Annotated in this window: 17 protein-coding genes; all 17 read right to left on the reverse strand. The window is 67.5% G+C overall.

All coding sequences use genetic code 11. The features are described from left to right. Positions 1 to 313: 313 nt before the first annotated feature. Complete coding sequence (gene tyrS, locus NYP18_RS14335) at positions 314 to 1,582, reverse strand: tyrosine--tRNA ligase (RefSeq protein ID WP_259428878.1); 1,269 nt, start codon at positions 1,580 to 1,582, stop codon at positions 314 to 316. A gap of 40 nt (positions 1,583 to 1,622) precedes the next feature. Beyond that, positions 1,623 to 1,811, reverse strand: coding sequence for a Trm112 family protein (locus NYP18_RS14340; protein WP_259428879.1), 189 nt, complete (start codon positions 1,809 to 1,811; stop codon positions 1,623 to 1,625). An 80-nt stretch (positions 1,812 to 1,891) separates the two neighbouring features. Then, on the reverse strand, positions 1,892 to 3,325 hold the full coding sequence (gene argH / locus NYP18_RS14345; protein WP_259428880.1) for an argininosuccinate lyase: 1,434 nt from the start codon (positions 3,323 to 3,325) through the stop codon (positions 1,892 to 1,894). A gap of 1 nt (position 3,326) precedes the next feature. Beyond that, positions 3,327 to 4,529: an argininosuccinate synthase gene (locus tag NYP18_RS14350; protein ID WP_259428881.1), complete on the reverse strand. Its 1,203-nt coding sequence runs from the start codon at positions 4,527 to 4,529 to the stop codon at positions 3,327 to 3,329. A gap of 79 nt (positions 4,530 to 4,608) precedes the next feature. After that, complete coding sequence (locus NYP18_RS14355) at positions 4,609 to 5,085, reverse strand: arginine repressor (RefSeq protein ID WP_259428882.1); 477 nt, start codon at positions 5,083 to 5,085, stop codon at positions 4,609 to 4,611. Beyond that, positions 5,082 to 6,038, reverse strand: a complete 957-nt coding sequence (gene argF / locus NYP18_RS14360) for an ornithine carbamoyltransferase (RefSeq protein WP_259428883.1) — start codon at positions 6,036 to 6,038, stop codon at positions 5,082 to 5,084. Before argF ends, NYP18_RS14355 begins: the two co-directional genes overlap by 4 nt. A 2-nt stretch (positions 6,039 to 6,040) precedes the next feature. Then, positions 6,041 to 7,219: an acetylornithine transaminase gene (locus NYP18_RS14365; RefSeq protein ID WP_259428884.1), complete on the reverse strand. Its 1,179-nt coding sequence runs from the start codon at positions 7,217 to 7,219 to the stop codon at positions 6,041 to 6,043. Beyond that, on the reverse strand, positions 7,212 to 8,153 hold the full coding sequence (argB, locus tag NYP18_RS14370; RefSeq protein ID WP_259428885.1) for an acetylglutamate kinase: 942 nt from the start codon (positions 8,151 to 8,153) through the stop codon (positions 7,212 to 7,214). The genes NYP18_RS14365 and argB overlap by 8 nt, the downstream gene beginning before the upstream one ends. 13 nt (positions 8,154 to 8,166) lie before the next feature. Further along, complete coding sequence (gene argJ / locus NYP18_RS14375; RefSeq protein ID WP_259428886.1) at positions 8,167 to 9,327, reverse strand: bifunctional glutamate N-acetyltransferase/amino-acid acetyltransferase ArgJ; 1,161 nt, start codon at positions 9,325 to 9,327, stop codon at positions 8,167 to 8,169. A 38-nt stretch (positions 9,328 to 9,365) separates the two neighbouring features. Then, on the reverse strand, positions 9,366 to 10,406 hold the full coding sequence (gene argC, locus NYP18_RS14380; protein WP_259428887.1) for an N-acetyl-gamma-glutamyl-phosphate reductase: 1,041 nt from the start codon (positions 10,404 to 10,406) through the stop codon (positions 9,366 to 9,368). A 280-nt stretch (positions 10,407 to 10,686) separates the two neighbouring features. Continuing rightward, positions 10,687 to 13,194 carry a phenylalanine--tRNA ligase subunit beta gene (gene pheT, locus NYP18_RS14385; protein WP_259428888.1) on the reverse strand — a complete coding sequence of 836 codons (2,508 nt, stop codon included), beginning with the start codon at positions 13,192 to 13,194 and terminating at the stop codon, positions 10,687 to 10,689. Between the two features lie 31 nt (positions 13,195 to 13,225). Then, on the reverse strand, positions 13,226 to 14,272 hold the full coding sequence (gene pheS, locus NYP18_RS14390) for a phenylalanine--tRNA ligase subunit alpha (protein ID WP_259428889.1): 1,047 nt from the start codon (positions 14,270 to 14,272) through the stop codon (positions 13,226 to 13,228). A 64-nt stretch (positions 14,273 to 14,336) separates the two neighbouring features. Beyond that, positions 14,337 to 15,155 carry a TrmH family RNA methyltransferase gene (locus NYP18_RS14395; protein WP_259428890.1) on the reverse strand — a complete coding sequence of 273 codons (819 nt, stop codon included), beginning with the start codon at positions 15,153 to 15,155 and terminating at the stop codon, positions 14,337 to 14,339. Between the two features lie 47 nt (positions 15,156 to 15,202). Beyond that, on the reverse strand, positions 15,203 to 15,628 hold the full coding sequence (locus NYP18_RS14400) for a TM2 domain-containing protein (protein WP_259428891.1): 426 nt from the start codon (positions 15,626 to 15,628) through the stop codon (positions 15,203 to 15,205). A gap of 183 nt (positions 15,629 to 15,811) precedes the next feature. Beyond that, a complete protein-coding gene (gene rplT / locus NYP18_RS14405) occupies positions 15,812 to 16,195 on the reverse strand; it encodes a 50S ribosomal protein L20 (RefSeq protein ID WP_126119289.1) in 384 nt (127 codons plus the stop codon). Positions 16,196 to 16,247: 52 nt separating this feature from the next. Further along, on the reverse strand, positions 16,248 to 16,442 hold the full coding sequence (rpmI, locus tag NYP18_RS14410) for a 50S ribosomal protein L35 (protein WP_126119290.1): 195 nt from the start codon (positions 16,440 to 16,442) through the stop codon (positions 16,248 to 16,250). A gap of 34 nt (positions 16,443 to 16,476) precedes the next feature. Beyond that, complete coding sequence (gene infC / locus NYP18_RS14415) at positions 16,477 to 17,043, reverse strand: translation initiation factor IF-3 (protein WP_259428892.1); 567 nt, start codon at positions 17,041 to 17,043, stop codon at positions 16,477 to 16,479. Positions 17,044 to 17,131 lie beyond the last annotated feature (88 nt).

Consider the following 17,131-nt stretch of genomic DNA (forward strand, 5'->3'; position numbering starts at 1 on the left):
CACACCCCCACCAGGGGACGTGGGCCGGTGACACGGCACAACCAATGATCACAAACAAAAGTACATTGGCACACTATTGAGTTCTCAAACAACATTTGCACGCTGAACCATTCACCCTTGCGGGCTTCTTCTCTGCGGCTGGAGTTTCAACTGTAGGCCACCGTTTTCTCGGTGTCAACTTCGAGTTAATCTCCCTGTCACACTGTGCATCTCGCGGTGTTCCGCGGCGCTCTGTGCGACTCCCATTAAGTTACTCACCTCCCCCACCTTCACCAAATCGCCAGCTCAGGTGGGGTTTCGGTGAGCACTTCAATCAGGCGTTGATCTTCACGCCGGCGAAGTTCTTCTTTCCGCGACGCAGCACCAGCCAGGATCCGTGCAGGAGATCAGCGTCGGCCGGTTCCCAGTCCTCGGATTGGATTCGCTCGTTGTTCACGTAGGCGCCACCTTCCTTGATGGCGCGGCGTGCGGCACCGCGGGAATCAACGAGTCCGGTGCCCGCGAGCAGATCCACGATGGTGCGCTCATCACCGGCGTTGACCTCAAAGACCTCAGTCTCGGAGACAGCGGAAGCGAGAGTGTTCTCGTCCAGGGCGGAGAGTTCCGCACGGCCGAACAGTGCCTGGGAGGCGAGCTCGACAGCATTGGTCGCTTCTTCACCGTGGACGAGGTTGGTCATCTCGCGGGCGAGACGCTTCTGGGCCTCGCGCTTGAAGGGTCGCTCGACGACCTCGACCTCGAGCTCGGCAATCTCTGTCTGGGTGAGGAAGGTGAACCACTTGAGGTAGTCGATGACCACGGAGTCACCGACGTTGATGAAGTACTGGTACCAGGAGTACGGGCTGGTCTTCTCCGCATCCAGCCAGAGACGGCCACCGCCGGTGGACTTGCCGAACTTGTTGCCCTCGGCGTCGGTGACCAGCGGGACAGTGAGGCCGTGAACCTTCACCGCGTCCAGGCGACGGTTGAGATCTACGCCGGAGACGATGTTGCCCCACTGGTCGCCGCCGCCGATCTGCAGGATGCAGTCGTAGTTGCGGCGCAGTTGCACGAAGTCGTTTGCCTGCAGCAGCATGTAGGAGAACTCGGTGTAGGAGATGCCGTCGGACTCGAGGCGGCGCTTGACGGTGTCGCGGTCGAGCATGGTGTTCAGCGAGAAGTTCTTGCCCACGTCGCGGAGGAAGTCGATGACGTTCATGTTCATCGTCCAGTCGGCGTTGTTGACCATGATGCCGTCGTTGTCCGCACCGGTGTCGAATTTGACGAAGCGGCGCAGCTGCGACTTGATGGCCTCCATGTTGGCGGCGACGTCCTCGTCGGAGAGCATGCTGCGTTCACCGACATCACGCGGGTCGCCGATCATGCCGGTGGCGCCGCCGGCCAGGGTGACCGGACGGTGGCCGAATTCCTGGAAGCGGCGCAGCATGACCATGGGCACCAGGTGGCCGGCGTGCAGGGAGTCACCGGTCGGGTCGAATCCGCAGTAGAGACTGATCGGCTGCTCGCAGGCCTCGCGCAGGTTGTCCAGATCGGTGGACTGGTTGATCAGTCCGCGCCAGCTCAGCTCGTCGATGATGTTCATGGTTTTTTCTTGATCCTCGGGGGTTGTGGAAGGTGAAGGCTCAGGTGTGGTCGGATGCGGGCCGCCAGGGCGTCGCCTCGTCGATGAGCATCACGGGGATGCCGTCATCAATGCGATAGGCGAGGCCGAGGCGTTCATTGACCAGGACCTGCTGGTCCTCGAGATAGGTCAGTGGACCTTTGTCCTTCGGACAGGCCAGGACCTCCAGCAACTTCGGATCGAGACTCATGGGTACGTATCGTACCCGGCCCCCCGAGAGTGCCGTTCCGCTCCCCCACCGGCGGCCGGCACTGCTCCAGGGGTGACTGCTCAGGCCCGGACCGGGGTGGTCGCCCAGGTGTAGTGGTCGCGGGAGGCGTTGGCCACCCGGTCCCGCTGCTCGGCGACGCGGGCACCGGCGGTGCCGCCGCGGGTCGTGCGCGAGGCGACCGCACCGTCGATGGTGAGGACCTCCCGCACCGCCGGGGTGAGCCGTGAGTCCACGGACTGCAGCTCCTCGTCGGTCAGCTCGTCCAGGCCGACGCCGCGCGCCTCGGCGATGCGCACGCAGGCACCGGAGGCCTCGTGGGCCTCGCGGAAGGGCACGCCCTCGCGGACCATCCACTCGGCCAGGTCGGTGGCCAGGGTGAAGCCGGCGGGTGCGAGTTCGCGCAGGCGCTCCTCGTGGAAGGTCAGCGTGGACACCAGGCCGGTCATGGCGGGCAGCAGCAGGTTGAGCTGGGCCACCGAGTCGACGATGGGCTCCTTGTCCTCCTGCAGGTCCCGGTTGTAGGCCAGGGGCTGCGCCTTGAGGGTGGCCAGCAGGCCGGCCAGATTGCCGATGAGCCGGCCGGACTTGCCCCGGGTCAGTTCCGCGACGTCCGGGTTCTTCTTCTGCGGCATGATCGACGAACCGGTGGACCAGGAGTCGGAGAGCGTGATGTACCCGAATTCCGGGGTGCACCAGGCGATGATCTCCTCGGCCAGGCGCGACATGTCCACCGAGAGCTGCGCCAGGACGAAGGCCGTCTCGGAGGCGAAGTCACGCGAGGAGGTCGCGTCGATGGAGTTGTCGGCCGCGGAATCGAAGCCGAGTTCCTCGGCGATGGCCTCCGGGTTGAGCTTCAGGGAGGACCCTGCCAGGGCACCGGAGCCGTAGGGGCTGACGGCCAGACGCTTGTCCAGGTCGCGGATGCGCTCGATGTCACGCAGCAGCGGCTGGGCATGGGCCAGCAGCTGGTGGGCGAGCAGCACGGGCTGTGCAGCCTGGAAGTGGGTCTTGCCGGGCATGATGGCGTCCGGGTGGGCCTCGGCCTGGTCGACGAGGGCGTCGACAAGCTCGGTGACGCCGATGGCGATGTCGCGCACCGCGTCGCGCACCCACATGCGGAACAGGGTGGCCACCTGGTCGTTGCGGGAACGGCCCGCGCGCAGGCGGCCGCCGACCTCGGGGCCGACGCGGTCGATGAGACCGCGTTCCATGGCGCCGTGGACATCCTCGTCGGTGGGTTCGGGGCCGAAGCTGCCGTCGGCGACGTCGCGCCCCAGGCGGTCGAGACCGTCGAGCATGGTGGCCAGGTCCGCATCGGAGAGCAGGCCGGCGGAGTGCAGCACCCGGGCGTGCGCCTTCGAGGCGAGCACGTCGTAGGGGGCGAGCACCCAGTCGAAGTGGGTGGACACGCTCAGGGCGAACATGGCCTCGGACGGGCCACCGGAGAAGCGGCCGCCCCAGAGGGCACCCTCGTTGGTTCCGTGCTGTTCCATGCTACTTCTGCGCCTCGCGGTCACGACGGTTGGCGATCTCGGAGGACAGGCCGTGGAGCTTGACGAAGCCCTTGGCCATGGTCTGGTCGAAGGTGTCGCCGGAATCGTAGGTGGCCAGGTCGAAGTCGTAGAGCGAGGTCTCGGAGCGGCGGCCGTTGATGATGATGGAACCGGCGTGCAGGACCAGGCGGATGTCGCCGTTGACGTGCTCCTGGGTGGAGGCGATGAAGGCGTCGAGGGAGCGCTTGAGCGGGCCGAACCACAGGCCGTCGTAGACCTCCTCGGACCAGCGGGCGTCGACAAGGCGCTTGTAGCGGGCGAGCTCACGCTCGAGGGTGACATCCTCCATGGCCTCGTGGGCCTTGATCAGAATCATGGCACCCGGTGCCTCGTAGATCTCGCGGGACTTGATGCCCACGAGACGGTCCTCGACCATGTCGAGGCGGCCCACACCCTGGGCGCCGCCGCGGCGGTTGAGCTCCTCAATGGCCTCGAGCATGGTGACCGGCTTGCCGTCGATGGCGACGGGCTTGCCGGCCTTGAAGGAGATGATCAGCTCATCCGGGGCGTTGCCCAGGGCCGGATCCTCGGTGTAGGCGTAGATGTCCTTGGTGGGGGCGTTCCACAGGTCCTCGAGGTAGCCGGTCTCGATGGCGCGGCCCCAGACGTTCTGGTCGATGGAGAACGGGGATGCGGCGGACTGCTCGATGGGCACGTCGTTGGCTTCGGCGAACTCGATGGCCTTGTCGCGGGTCCAGGCGTAGTCACGGGCCGGGGCGATGATCTCCAGGTCCGGGTTCATGTCGCGGAAGCCGACCTCGAAACGGACCTGGTCGTTGCCCTTGCCGGTGCAGCCGTGGGAGACGTGGGTGCCACCGTGCTCCTTGGCGGCCTCAACGAGGTGCTTGACAATCAGGGGGCGGGAGATCGCGGAGACCAGCGGGTACTGCTTCATGTACATGCCGTTGGCCTGGATGGTGGGCAGGCAGTATTCCTCGGCGAACTCGTCGCGGGCGTCGATGACGATGGACTCGACGGCGCCGGAGTCCAGGGCGCGCTGGCGCACGGCCTCCATGTCCTCGCCGCCCTGGCCGAGATCGAGGGAGACGGCGACGACCTCACCGCCGGTCATCTTGGCCAGGTACGGGATGGCGACGGTGGTGTCGAGGCCGCCGGAGTAGGCGAGGACAACGCGTGCAGTCATGGGGATGCTCCTTGGTGGGTGAAAAATTGAAGGTTATGGAAGATATGTTTTGCAGGTCCCGATCAGGATACCGGGGGCCTCACCGGCTGGTGAGCAGGTCCCCCAGCTCACGGCCGGTGAGGGGTTCGCGGGCGAGGACGAAGATGGTGTCATCGCCCGCGATGGATCCGACGACCTCGTCGAGGCCGACGCGGTCGATGAAGCTGGCCAGGTACTGGGCGGCCCCCGGCGGGGTGCGCAGCACCGCGATGTTGCCGGAGTGGTCGACGTTGACCACCAGCTCATCGAGCATGCGGCGCAGCTTCTCCTTCGGGCCGGTCAACTGCTCCGCCAGGGCCTGCTCGACGTGTCCGATGACGTAGTGGGCGCGGCCGCCGTCGGGGCGGATCTTCTTGGCACCGAGTTCATCGAGGTCCCTTGAGAGGGTGGCCTGGGTGATGTCGAAGCCCTCGTCCAGGAGCAGTTCGGACAGCTGCACCTGGCTGTAGACCCGGGTCTTGTCCAGGATCTCCAGGATCTTGGCCTGCCGGGCGGTCCGTGTCACCGGGGTGGTCATGCCGGCTGGTTCTCCAGCAGCCAGACCATGAGGGCCTTCTGGGCGTGCAGCCGGTTCTCCGCCTCGTCGAAGACCCTCGACTGCGGCCCGTCGATGACCTCGGCGGTGACCTCGTTGCCGCGGTAGGCCGGCAGGCAGTGCAGGAAGATGGCCTCCTCCCCTGCTGCCGCCATGATCTCACCCGTGACCTGGTAGGGCAGGAAGGGGGTGCGGCGGTCCTTGCCGTCGGTCTCCATGCCCATAGACACCCAGGTGTCGGTGATGACCACATCGGCGCCGGCCGCGGCCGCGGTGTCGTCGGTGACGGTCACGGTCGCGCCGGTCTCCTCGCCACGGCGTCGGGCGCGTTCGACGAACTCGGCCTTCGGCTGGAAACCCTCCGGCGCGATGACGGTGATGTCCATCCCGGCGGTGGCGAAGCCGATCATGTAGGAGTTGGCCATGTTGTTGTCGCCGTCGCCGAGGTAGACCGCCTTGCGCCCCTTGAGCCCGGCCGGGCCCTGTTCGGGGCAGAGGTTCTCCACGCAGGTCTGCAGGTCGGCCAGGATCTGGCAGGGGTGCAGGTCATCGGAGAGCGAGTTGATGATCGGCACGGTGGCGGTCTCGGCCATCGCGTGGAAATTGGAGTGGGCGAAGGTACGCCAGACGATCATCTCGGTGAAGCGCGAGAGCACGGCACCGGTGTCCTGGTAGCTCTCGCCCTTGCCCATCTGGGTGGCACCGGAGTCCACGACGATGGCGTGCCCGCCGAGGTGGGCGATGCCGGCGTCGAAGGAGAAGCGGGTGCGGGTGGAGGACTTGTCGAAGAGCACCGCCACGCTCAGCGGCCCCTCCAGCAGGCGCCGGGACAGCGGGGCCTGCTTCAGTTCTGCCGCCAGCTGCAGCACCTCGGCCTGCTCGGCGGGGCTGAGGTCGTCGTCGGCGAGGAAGTGCCGCACGTTGGGGGTGGTCATGCTCAGTCCTCCTGGGTCAGTTCGTTCAGCAGTGCGGCGAGCTTGTCGACGGCCGCGTTCATCTCGTCCTCGCTGATCACCAGCGGCGGGGTCAGCCGGACAACGTTGTCGGCCGGGGCGTTGAGGATCAGGCCGTGCTCGAAACCGCGGGTCACCGCCTGCTTGGCGACGCCGCGTTCCAGCACCACGCCCAGCATGAGGCCGCGGCCGCGCACCTCGGTCACGCCCGCGACGGCGCGGAGCTTCTCGGCGAGGAACTCGCCCTTCCTGGCGACCTCCGCACAGAAGGCGTCGTCGACGATGCCGAGCACCGCATTGGCCGCGGCACAGGCGATGGGGTTGCCGCCGAAGGTGGTGCCGTGGGCACCGGGGGCGAAGAGTTCAGCGGCCTTACCGCGGGCGATGGTCGCGCCGATGGGGATGCCGCCGCCCAGGCCCTTGGCCATGGTGACCACATCCGGCAGCACCTGATCGTGCTGGAAGGCGAAGAAGTCACCGGTGCGGCCGACTCCGGTCTGCACCTCATCGGCGACGAACAGGATGCCGTGGGTGTCGCACAGCTCGCGCACGCCCTGCAGGAAGCCTGCCGGGGCAGGAATGACGCCGGTCTCGCCCTGGATGGGCTCCAGGAAGATCGCGGCGACCTCGGCCGGGTTCACCTCGACGAGCCTGGTCAGGTAGTCGAGGTCGCCGTAGGGGTAGAACTCCACCCCGCTGGGCAGGGGCTCGAAGGGCTTGCGCTTGTCCGGCTGGCCGGTCAGTGCGAGGGAGCCCATGGTGCGGCCGTGGAAACCGTCGACGGCGGCCAGCACGCGGGAACGGCCGGTGAGACGCGCCAGCTTGAAGGCGGCCTCGTTGGCCTCCGCGCCGGAGTTGCAGAAGAACACCCGGGCTGAGTCGTCGCCGATGCGCTCCTTGAGGGCGGTGGCTGCCTTGATCACCGGTGCGGTGGCGAAGAGGTTGGAGGTGTGGCCCAGCTGACTGAGCTGGAAGGTGACGGCCTCGGTGATCGCCGGGTGGGCGTGGCCGAGGGAGTTGACGGCGATGCCGGCCAGCATGTCGATGTGGACACGGCCCTGCGCATCCGTCACGGTCGCACCCTTGCCGGTGACCAGCTCGAGCGGCGGGGTGCCGTAGTTGTTCATCAGCACCTGGTTCCACTGCGAAAGTGCGTCAGTCATTGGAGTCCTTCCTGAAGACGGTTCCGGCGGGGTAGTCCTCGCGGTCGTATTTGTCGGGCAGCACCATCGTGCCGATGCCACCCATGGTCAGCAGCTCCAGGATCACGGAGTGCGCGATGCGGCCGTCGATGACATGCGCCGCGGAGACCCCGCCCTGCACGGCACGGACACAGGACTCCATCTTGGGGATCATCCCGGAGTCCAGGTCCGGCAGGAGGTTCTCCAGTTCGGAGGTCTTAATCTTGGAGACCAGGGAGTCCTTGTTGGGCCAGTCGGTGTAGAGGCCCTCGACGTTGGTGAGGATGAGCAGACGCTCCGCACCGATGGCCTCCGCGAGGGCGCCGGCGGCAGTGTCCGCGTTGATGTTGTAGACCTGGCCGTCCTCGCCGGGGGCGATGGTGGAGACCACCGGGATGCGCCCGGCCTCGATGATGTCCATCAGGGCATCCGGGTTGACGTCGGTGATGTCACCGACCAGTCCGATGTCGGTGGGCACTCCCCCGACATCGACGAGTCGCTTGGTGGCGGTGAACAGGGCGGCGTCCTCACCGGAGGTGCCCACGGCGTAGGGGCCGTGGGAGTTGATCAGACCGACCAGGTCCCGGCCGACCTGGCCGAAGAGCACCATGCGGACGATCTCCATGACCTCCGGGGTGGTCACCCGGAAACCACCCTTGAACTCGCCCTCCAGGCCGACGCGCCCCAGCATGGAGGAGATCTGCGGACCACCGCCGTGCACGACGACGGGCTTGGCGCCGACGGTGCGCAGGAAGACCATGTCGGCGGCGAAGGCGGCCTTGAGGTCCTCGTCGACCATGGCGTTACCGCCGTATTTGACCACGACGATCTTGTCGCGGAAGTGCTGCAGCCAGGGCAAGGCCTCGGCGAGCACGTGGGCGCGTGCCTCAGAGCTGAGATTCTTCAGGGAATCCATGGAGGGGTTCTTTCTAACTGGAGTAGGCGGAGTTGATGTGGACGTAGTCGTGGGAGAGGTCCGTGGTGCGGACGGTGGCCCGGCCGGGGCCGTCCACACCGAGGTGGACCCGGACGTCGATGTCCGCACCCGAGAGATCCACCTCGCGGGCGCCGGGGGCACCGGTGGTGTCGACGCACACGGGCTGGTCGTTGAAGTAGACCGAGATGTGCTCGGGGTCCATGTCCGCGTCGGCCATGCCGACGGCGGCGAGCACACGCCCCCAGTTCGGGTCGGAGCCGAACATCGCGCACTTGAAGAGGTTGTCGCGGGCCAGGGTGCGGGCGGCGTCGAGAGCCTGCCCGTCGGTGGAGGTGCCCTCCACGGTGACGACGACCCGCTTGGTCACGCCCTCGGCGTCGGCCTGCAGCTGGCGGGTCAGATCGAGGGAGGCCTCCAGCACGGCGGCGTTGAGCTCCTCCTGGCTCGGGGTGACGCCGGAGGCGCCGGAGGCCAGCAGGAAGACGGTGTCGTTGGTGGAGGTGGAGCCGTCGACGTCGAGGGTGTCGAAGGTCTGCTTCGAGGCGGCACGCAGAGCGGTGTCGAGCATCTCCGGGGTGGCCACGGCATCGGTGGTGAAGCAGGAGAGCAGCGTGGCCAGGGAGGGCGAGATCATGCCCACGCCCTTGGCCATGCCGCCCAGGGTCCACCCCTCGGCCTGGACCACGGTCTCCTTCCTCACCAGGTCGGTGGTCATGATCGCCTCGGCGGCCAGGGTGCCGTTGTCGCCGAGGGCGGGCACGAGCTGCTCCAGGCCGGCGCGGATCTTGTCCATGGGCATCAGCTCGCCGATCAGGCCCGTGGAGCACACGCCGACATCGGAGGGCTCGAGGCCAAGGAGCTCGGCGGTGCGCTGCTGCATCTCGGCGGCGTCCAGGTCGCCCTGGGCGCCGTTGCAGGCGTTGGCGTTGCCGGCGTTGAAGACCACGGCGTGAATTTCGCCGTCCTTGACGGCCTCGCGGGAGAGCTTCACCGGGGAGGCGACGACACGGTTGCGGGTGAACACCGCCGCGGCATTGAACTCGGGGCCGTTGTTGACCACGAGGGCCATGTCGGGGTTGCCGGAGGGCTTGATACCCGCGGTGATGCCGGCGGCGGTGAAACCTGCCGGGGCGGTGATGCCGGTGGTGCTCATGGGTGTGTCGTCTTTCTCGGTAGGTGTTCGCGGAGTTCTTAGGGGGCGACCGCGGCCTGCGGGAGGCCGGCGGCCTCATCGAGGCCGAGGGCGAGGTTCATGCACTGGACGGCGGCGCCGCCGGTGCCCTTGGTCAGGTTGTCCAGAGCGGAGGTGACCAGCAGGACACCGGCCCGCTCGTCGACCTCGACCTGCACGTGGCACATGTTGGTGCCGGTGACGTGTTGGGTCTCCGGCTGCTTACCCTCCGGAAGGAGGTGGACGAAGGTCTCGTCGGCGTAGAAGGCGCGGTAGGTCTCGTAGGCGGCCTGCTGCGTCACGCCCTCCTTGAGCGGGGCGGTGATGGTGGTGAGGATGCCGCGCGGCAGCGGTGCCAGGACCGGGGTGAAGCTGACGGAGACCTTCTCGTCGGTGACCTCGGAGAGGTTCTGGATGACTTCCGGGGTGTGGCGGTGCTTGCCGGCGGTGTTGTAGGCGCGCAGGTTGCCCATCGTCTCAGCGCCCAGCAGGCCGACGGCGGCCTTCTTGCCGGCACCGGAGACGCCGGTGATGGAGACGATCGACAGGTCCGGGGTGATCAGCCCGCCGGCGACAGCCGGCAGTGCCGCCAGGGTCGCACCCGTGGGGAAGCAACCGGGCACGGCGATGCGCTTGGCGCCCTTGAGCTGCTCGCGGTGGCCGGGCATCTCGGGGATGCCGTAGGGCCAGGTGCCCTGGTGCTCGGAGCCGTAGTAGTGCTCCCACTCCCCCGCCTCCTGCAGGCGGAAGTCGGCGGCGCAGTCGATGACGACGGTGTCCTCGAGCGCCTTGCCGATCTCCGCGGAATGCCCGTGCGGCAGGGCGAGGAACACGACATCGTGGCCGGCCAGAACTTCGGGGGTCGTCTCCTCGATGACCTTGTCTGCCAGCTGCGGCAGGTGCGGCATGAGGTCGGCGACCGGGGTGCCGGCCGAGGAACCCGCGGTCAACGCGCCGATCTCGAGGTCACCGGAGAGGTAGGAGGGATGGCCCAGGAGGAGGCGGAGGATCTCCCCGCCCGCGTATCCGGAGGCACCAGCGACTGCAACCTTGATCGTCATGCCCCACACCCTAACATTTATGCATCAGAATGAAAAGTATGCAGAGTAAATTCTTTGCGACGCCCCCGTAGCCCGCCTCCACGGTACCGGCTGCGGCCTACCCCCGCGCAATATCTGACCTTGACGCATCAAGCCGAAGCGCTCGACCTGCGGTGATGCGCGCCCGCGTCCACTCCCCCGGTCAGATATTGCGCACCACACCCCGGGGCACACAGAAAAATCCGCGCCGATCCCCCTTTACCAGGTTGTCGACGCGGATCTCTGATCAGCAGGCGGACGCTCAGGCGCGCATCTCCGCGCCGAAACGTTCCTTGGCCAGTGCGGCGGCGGCGAGACGGTGCTCGTTGGCCTCCTCGTCGGTCAGGGTGCGGTCGGTGGCGCGGAAGAGCAGGGAGAAGGCCAGGGACTTCCGGCCCTCGCCCAGCTGCTCCGAGCGGTAGATGTCGAAGAGTTTGACCTCCTCGAGCAGCTCGCCGGCGCCTTCCTCGACGACACGGCGGACCTGTTCTGCCGGGACGTCCTCGTCGACGACCAGGGCGATGTCCTGGTGCAGACCCGGGTAGCTGGACAGCACCGGCGCCGGGAGATTCTCGGTCCGCGGCAGCGCGGACAGGTCCAGCTCCATGGCGCAGGTGCGCTGCGGCAGGCCGAGGGCCTCGAGCACCTGCGGGTGGAGTTCGCCGGCGTGGCCGACGACCTGGCCGCCGACAAGCAGGGCGGCACAGCGGCCCGGGTGCCAGGGCAGAACATCGGCGGATTCGACGTCGAGCTCGACGTCGGCGGCGCGGGTCACGACGCGGGCGGACTCGATGGCATCGGCCCAGGTGTAGGCGCGGCCGTCACCCCAGGGGCCCTCGAGCTCCAGGTTGCCGGTGGCGACGGTGGCCACGTGCAGGGGCTGGTGCGGCAGGGAGTTGATCAGCTCAGCGACGGTCGCCTCGTCCGGGCGGGCGGCCACCGGGGGCATCGGGGAACGCTCCGCACGGGCGAAGGCGACCTGCTGGAGGCCGAAGAGGGAGACGTCATGACGCCCGCGGGAGACATTGCGCACCACGGCGTCGAGCATCGTCGGCAGCAGGGTCGTGCCCAGGATGGCCCGGTCGGATTCGAGCGGGTTCTGGACCTTCACGGCGTTGCGGCGCTCGTCGTCGGCGGCCAGGCCCCAGACGTCGAAGGTGTCGTTGGCGATGAAGGGGCTGGGCAGGATCTCCGCGTAGCCGTTGTAGGCCAGGGCGTGGCCCACGGCGCGGCGGCGGCGCTGCACCGGGCTGAGGCCGCGGCCACCGACCGGGGTCGGCAGCACGAGCGGGATGTCCTCCAGGCCCTCCAGACGCAGGACCTCCTCCACCAGGTCGGCGGGGATGGTCAGGTCTGCGCGCCAGGTCGGCGGGGTGACCTGCAGCTGCTCGCCCTCGGCCACCACGGTGCAGCCGACCTCCTCGAGGCGGGCGATGACGGTCTCGCGGCTGTAGGTCACGCCGGCGAGCTGCGAGGGGTGGTGGACGTCCATGGTGATGGTCGGCATGGCCGGGATCTCACCGATGATGGTGCGCTCAGCGTTGATGGTGCCGCCGGCGATGTCCACGAGCAGGGCACACGCCATGTCGAGGGCGACCTCGACGATCGCGGGGTCCACGGTGCGCTCGAAACGGCGGGAGGCCTCGGAGCTCAGCTTGTGGCGGCGCGAGGTGCGCGCCACGGTCTTCGGGTCCCAGATGGCGGCCTCGAAGTAGACGTCGGTGGTCTCCCCGGAGATCTCCGAGCGGGTGCCACCCATGACGCCGGCCATGGACTGGATGCCGGTCTCGTCGCAGATGACCACGTCCTCGGCGGAGAGCTCCCGCTTGACGTGGTCGAGGGTCTCGAACTTCTCCCCTGCCTCGGCAGTGCGGACGGTCAGGCCGCCGGTGATGCGGCCGGCGTCGAAGGCGTGCATCGGCTGGCCGAGCAGCAGCATGATGTAGTTGGTCACGTCGGTGGCGGCGTTGACCGGACGCTGGCCCGACAGCATGAGCTCGCGCTGCAGCCAGAAGGGCGACTCGGCGGCCGGGTCGATGCCGGTGACCTTGCGCAGGCCGAAGCGGACGGTCTTCGTCTCTGGGCGGATGTCGATGTCCAGCAGCTCGCCGGCGGGGGCGGGCACGCCGGACAGGTCGAGGCCGGCGACCTCGGGCTGCTTCGCGACGTCGGCGTACTCCAGGCCGAAGGCCGAGGCCAGCTCGCGGGTGAGTCCGCGGGCGGACAGGGCGTAGCCGCGGTCCGGGGTGACGTTGACCTCGAAGGCGGTGTCGGACAGGCCGAGAATCTCGCGGGCGTCATCGCCCGGCTGGCCTGAGGCCGGATCCAGGGTGATGATGCCGGCGTTCTGCTTCTCGGTGAAGCCGAGCTCGGAGGCCGAGCAGATCATGCCGTTGGAGACATGCCCGTAGGTCTCGCGCGCCGCGATGGCGAAGCCACCGGGCAGGACCGCACCCGGCAGCGACACGACGACGGTGTCGCCCTCGGCGAAGTTGCGGGCACCGCAGACGATGCCCTGCAGCTCGCCGGTGCCGTTGGCCTGGCCGACATCGACCAGGCAGTAGCGGATGGGCTTCTTGAACTCCGTGAGTTCCTCGATGCTCCTGACCACGCCGATGACCAACGGGCCGGTGGTCTCCGGGATGGGCTCGTAGCCCTCCGTCTCGAAGCCGACGCGGACGTAACCGCCGTCGAGCTCCGCCGGCGAGACGCCGAAGCCGGGGTTGGCGTGACCCAGCAGTTCAGTCACCCAGTTCTGTGCGATGTGCATGTGGTTGTTCTCCTCTTCCTGAACCGGGTGGCTACTTCTGGATGCCGAAGGGCAGGGTGAAGCGGACGTCGCCCTCCACCATGTCGCGCATGTCGGACAGTCCGTTGCGGAACTGCAGGGTGCGTTCCAGGCCCATGCCGAAGGCGAAACCGGTGTAGACCTCCGGGTCGATGCCCACGGCCTGGAGCACGTTCGGGTGGACCATGCCGCAGCCGCCCCACTCGATCCAGCCGGCGCCGCCCTTCTTGTTCGGGAACCAGACGTCGACCTCGGCCGAGGGCTCCGTGAAGGGGAAGTAGTTGGCGCGCATGCGGGTCTTCGTCTCCGGGCCGAAGAGCGTCTTGGCCAAGTGGTCGAGGGTGCCGCGCAGGTGCGCCATGGTCAGGCCCTTGTCCACGGCCAGTCCCTCCACCTGGTGGAAGACCGGGGTGTGGGTGGCGTCGAGTTCATCGGTGCGGAAGACGCGGCCCGGGCAGGCGATGTAGAGGGGTACGTCCCGGTCGAGCATGGAGCGGACCTGCACCGGGGAGGTGTGGGTGCGCAGCACCTGCAGGGAGTCCGCCACGGAGACGTGGAAGGTGTCCTGCAGGGTGCGGGCCGGGTGGTCCGGCAGGAAGTTGAGGGCGTCGAAGTTGAAGTACTCGGCCTCGACCTCCGGGCCGTCCTCGATCTCCCAGCCCATGCCGAGGAAGATGTCGGAGATGGTCTCCATCAGCGAGGTGATCGGGTGCAGGGCCCCGACCTGGGTGCGGGTGGTGGGCACGGTGACGTCGACCTTCTCGGCCACGAGCTGCTCGGCGCGCTGCTTCGCCTCCAGGTCCTCATGAACCTGCGTGAAGTGCTTCTCGACGCGCCCCCGGGCCATGTTGACCAACCGGCCGGCGTCCTTGCGCTGGTCCTTGGGCAGGCTGCCTAGTGCGCGACGGGCCTGCGGGATCGGCGCGTCATCGCCCAGGTGGTCGCGGCGGGCGACGGCGAGTGACTCGAGATCCGTGGCGGCATCGAAGGCGGCGACGGCCGTCTCGGCGGCGGCGTTGAGCCCCGCCTCGGTCAGTTCAATTTCAGGAGTCTCAGACACGTGGCCTAAACCGAACCCTTCTTCTCATGGACGCTAATTTTCAGACCTGTACAGCATAGCCGGGCTAGCCGCGGGCACGCGCCTGGGCCTTGGCCGACTCGTAGAGGCAGATGGACGCGGCGGTGGCCAGGTTGAGCGATTCCGCACGCCCCCGGATGGGGATGCGCACCCGGTGATCGGCCTGCGCCAGCAGCTCCTCCCCCAGCCCGTGAGCCTCGTTGCCGAAGAGCCATGCGGTCGGCTTCGTCAGCAGCTCGTCGGCCTCATCGAGCTCGATCTCCCCGTCGGCGGCGGTGGCCAGGATCTGCAGGCCGGCCGCCCGCAGCTGACCGAGCACGTCCTTGACGCCCGGGTGGCGGGCCACCGGCAGGTGGAACAGCGATCCGGCGGAGGCGCGCACCGCCTTGCTGGACTGCGGGTCGACCGTCTCGCCGGCGAAGATCACGGCGTCCGCACCCATGGCGTCGGAGACGCGGATCAGCGTGCCGGCGTTGCCCGGCTCGGAGGTCTCCACCGGGACGGCCACCAGCCGCGGGCGACCGCGCAGGGCCTTGCCGGCGGTCCACAGCACGGGCTCGCACACGGCGAACAGGCCGGTGGTGGTGACGGTGTCCGACAGCGATTTCGCGGCCTTGTCGGTGATGGGATGGACGTAGACGCCCATGTGGCCGCAGGTGATGAGGATCTCCTCGAAGCGGCGCGCGGCCTGCTCCGTGACGAAGACATCACGGGCGGCACCGGTGGCCACCGCGGCCTCCACCGCGTTCTCCCCCTCCACGATGAACTGGTTGGCCTTCTTCCGCGCCGCCGAGCGGTGCAGTTTGGCGGCGTTGACGATACGGGGCGTGCGCTCGGTGAATGCGTCCGAGAAATCCAGGGTCATGGCGCTAACGCTAGCAGCGCGGCCCCGTCCCGCCCCGACCGGGAGAGCTACCTCAAGGGCACACCGTTGGAGTCGGTGGCCATGGAACCGCTGCGCAGGAGGATCAGGACGAACTCCACGAAGGCCCAGACGCCGACGACCGCGAGGAAGAAGAATCCGATGAGGATGATCGCCGTCGCCCAACCCAGGACGGTGAGCACCAGCTGCGCCACACCGCGGGAGGTGTTGCCGAGGTAGAAGTTGTGCACACCGAGGGTCCCGAAGAAGAAGGCGAGCAGCACCGCGACGAGCCAGGACTTCGGGTGGACCTGCGGCTGGCCCATGGCGTACATCGGCATCTGCGCGGCGTGCGGCTGGACCGGGTACTGCTGCTGGAAGGGCTGCTGGAAAGCCTGCGGCTGGGCCGGGGCATCGACGGGCAGGCCGTCCCGGTCATAGTGCTGCTGGCCGGACTGATCGAAAGGGTGAGACATGAGATTCTCCTGATCTGGGGCTGGGCGCCTGCTGAGGCGTGGACTCCCGGAATGATAGCGCCCGGCACCGACACGCGTGGGCTTTCTGTTCGAACACCGGTACCGGGAGACGACACAGGCCCCTGCCGGCCTCCCTTTCAGGGGAAGGCGGGCAGGGGCCCGGGTGCTGCGGGGTGCGCTGTATTAGGCGGCAACCTTGGCGTTGACGTCCTCCGGCAGCGCAGCCTTGGCAGCCTCGCACAGTGCGGAGAAGGCGGCGAAGTCGCTCACGGCCAGCTCGGCGAGGATCTTGCGGTCGACATCGATCTCAGCCAGGCGCAGGCCGTGGATGAGGCGGTTGTAGGTGATGTCGTTCATGCGGGCAGCAGCGTTGATGCGCTGGATCCACAGCTTGCGGAACTCAGACTTACGCGCGCGACGATCGCGGTACGCGTAGGTCATGGAGTGCAGCCACTGCTCCTTGGCCTTGCGGTAGAGACGGGAGCGCTGGCCGCGGTAGCCCTTGGCGGACTTCAGGATTGTGCGACGCTTCTTCTTGGCGTTGACGGACCGCTTGACACGTGCCACGTTGTTACTTCCTTAACTGCTTTGAGAGGTGTGGGGGTTTCAGGCGGCTTGCTTAAGCCTTGCCGAGGAGACGCTTCATGCGCTTGACGTCAGCCGGGGCGACGTCGACGGTGCCCTTCAGGCGACGGGTCCGGGTGGACTCCTTGCCCTCGAGGAGGTGGCGGCGGCCGGCCTGCTCGCGGCGCAGCTTGCCGGAGCCGGTGATCTTCACACGCTTGGCGGTGCCCTTGTGGGTCTTCTGCTTCATGAGAATTAAGTCCTTAAATCCCGGTTGACGGTTGCTACTTCTTGCCCTTGCGGATAGGCCCCAGGACCATGGTCATGTTGCGGCCGTCCTGCTTTGCGCGGGTCTCGACGACGCCATACTCAGCAACTTCACCTGCCAGTCGCTCCAGGAGTCGGAAGCCGAGCTCCGGTCGGGACTGCTCGCGGCCGCGGAACATGATGGTCACCTTGACCTTGGATCCCTTCTCCAGGAAGCGGATCACGTTACCCTTTTTCGTCTCGTAATCGTGGTTATCGATCTTGGGACGGAACTTCTGCTCCTTGACCACAGTCTGCTGCTGGTTCTTGCGTGACTCGCGGGCCTTCTGGTCCTGCTCGTACTTGAACTTTCCGTAGTCCATGATCTTGGCAACCGGCGGCTTGGCGGTGGGTGCGACCTCAACCAGGTCGAGATCTGCGTCGTACGCGAGCTTGCGGGCATCGTCCGTGCGGACGACTCCGACCTGCTCACCGCCCGGGCCGACAAGACGGACCTCGGGAACTCGGATACGCTCATTAATGCGAACTTCAGCGCTGATGTGTGACTCCTCAAGTAGCGGGTTACGTAATACATACCGTGCCACCTTGCGGAAACTTCCCCCACGACAAAAACCCGCCTGCCGGTGTGACCGACGGCGGGAGATCGCAATAAGGCAGCCTGCGCTGCCCTAC

Source organism: Corynebacterium lemuris (assembly GCF_024919295.1).
Lineage (GTDB): Bacteria > Actinomycetota > Actinomycetes > Mycobacteriales > Mycobacteriaceae > Corynebacterium > Corynebacterium lemuris.

Bases quoted from the DNA above. Each gene is read 5' to 3' on its own strand.
- tyrS (WP_259428878.1), bottom strand. From the start codon at position 1,582: ATGAACATCATCGACGAGCTGAGCTGGCGCGGACTGATCAACCAGTCC.
- NYP18_RS14340 (WP_259428879.1), bottom strand. From the start codon at position 1,811: ATGAGTCTCGATCCGAAGTTGCTGGAGGTCCTGGCCTGTCCGAAGGAC.
- argH (WP_259428880.1), bottom strand. From the start codon at position 3,325: ATGGAACAGCACGGAACCAACGAGGGTGCCCTCTGGGGCGGCCGCTTC.
- NYP18_RS14350 (WP_259428881.1), bottom strand. From the start codon at position 4,529: ATGACTGCACGCGTTGTCCTCGCCTACTCCGGCGGCCTCGACACCACC.
- NYP18_RS14355 (WP_259428882.1), bottom strand. From the start codon at position 5,085: ATGACCACCCCGGTGACACGGACCGCCCGGCAGGCCAAGATCCTGGAG.
- argF (WP_259428883.1), bottom strand. From the start codon at position 6,038: ATGACCACCCCCAACGTGCGGCACTTCCTCGCCGACGACGACCTCAGC.
- NYP18_RS14365 (WP_259428884.1), bottom strand. From the start codon at position 7,219: ATGACTGACGCACTTTCGCAGTGGAACCAGGTGCTGATGAACAACTAC.
- argB (WP_259428885.1), bottom strand. From the start codon at position 8,153: ATGGATTCCCTGAAGAATCTCAGCTCTGAGGCACGCGCCCACGTGCTC.
- argJ (WP_259428886.1), bottom strand. From the start codon at position 9,327: ATGAGCACCACCGGCATCACCGCCCCGGCAGGTTTCACCGCCGCCGGC.
- argC (WP_259428887.1), bottom strand. From the start codon at position 10,406: ATGACGATCAAGGTTGCAGTCGCTGGTGCCTCCGGATACGCGGGCGGG.
- pheT (WP_259428888.1), bottom strand. From the start codon at position 13,194: ATGCACATCGCACAGAACTGGGTGACTGAACTGCTGGGTCACGCCAAC.
- NYP18_RS14395 (WP_259428890.1), bottom strand. From the start codon at position 15,155: ATGACCCTGGATTTCTCGGACGCATTCACCGAGCGCACGCCCCGTATC.
- NYP18_RS14400 (WP_259428891.1), bottom strand. From the start codon at position 15,628: ATGTCTCACCCTTTCGATCAGTCCGGCCAGCAGCACTATGACCGGGAC.
- rpmI (WP_126119290.1), bottom strand. From the start codon at position 16,442: ATGAAGCAGAAGACCCACAAGGGCACCGCCAAGCGTGTGAAGATCACC.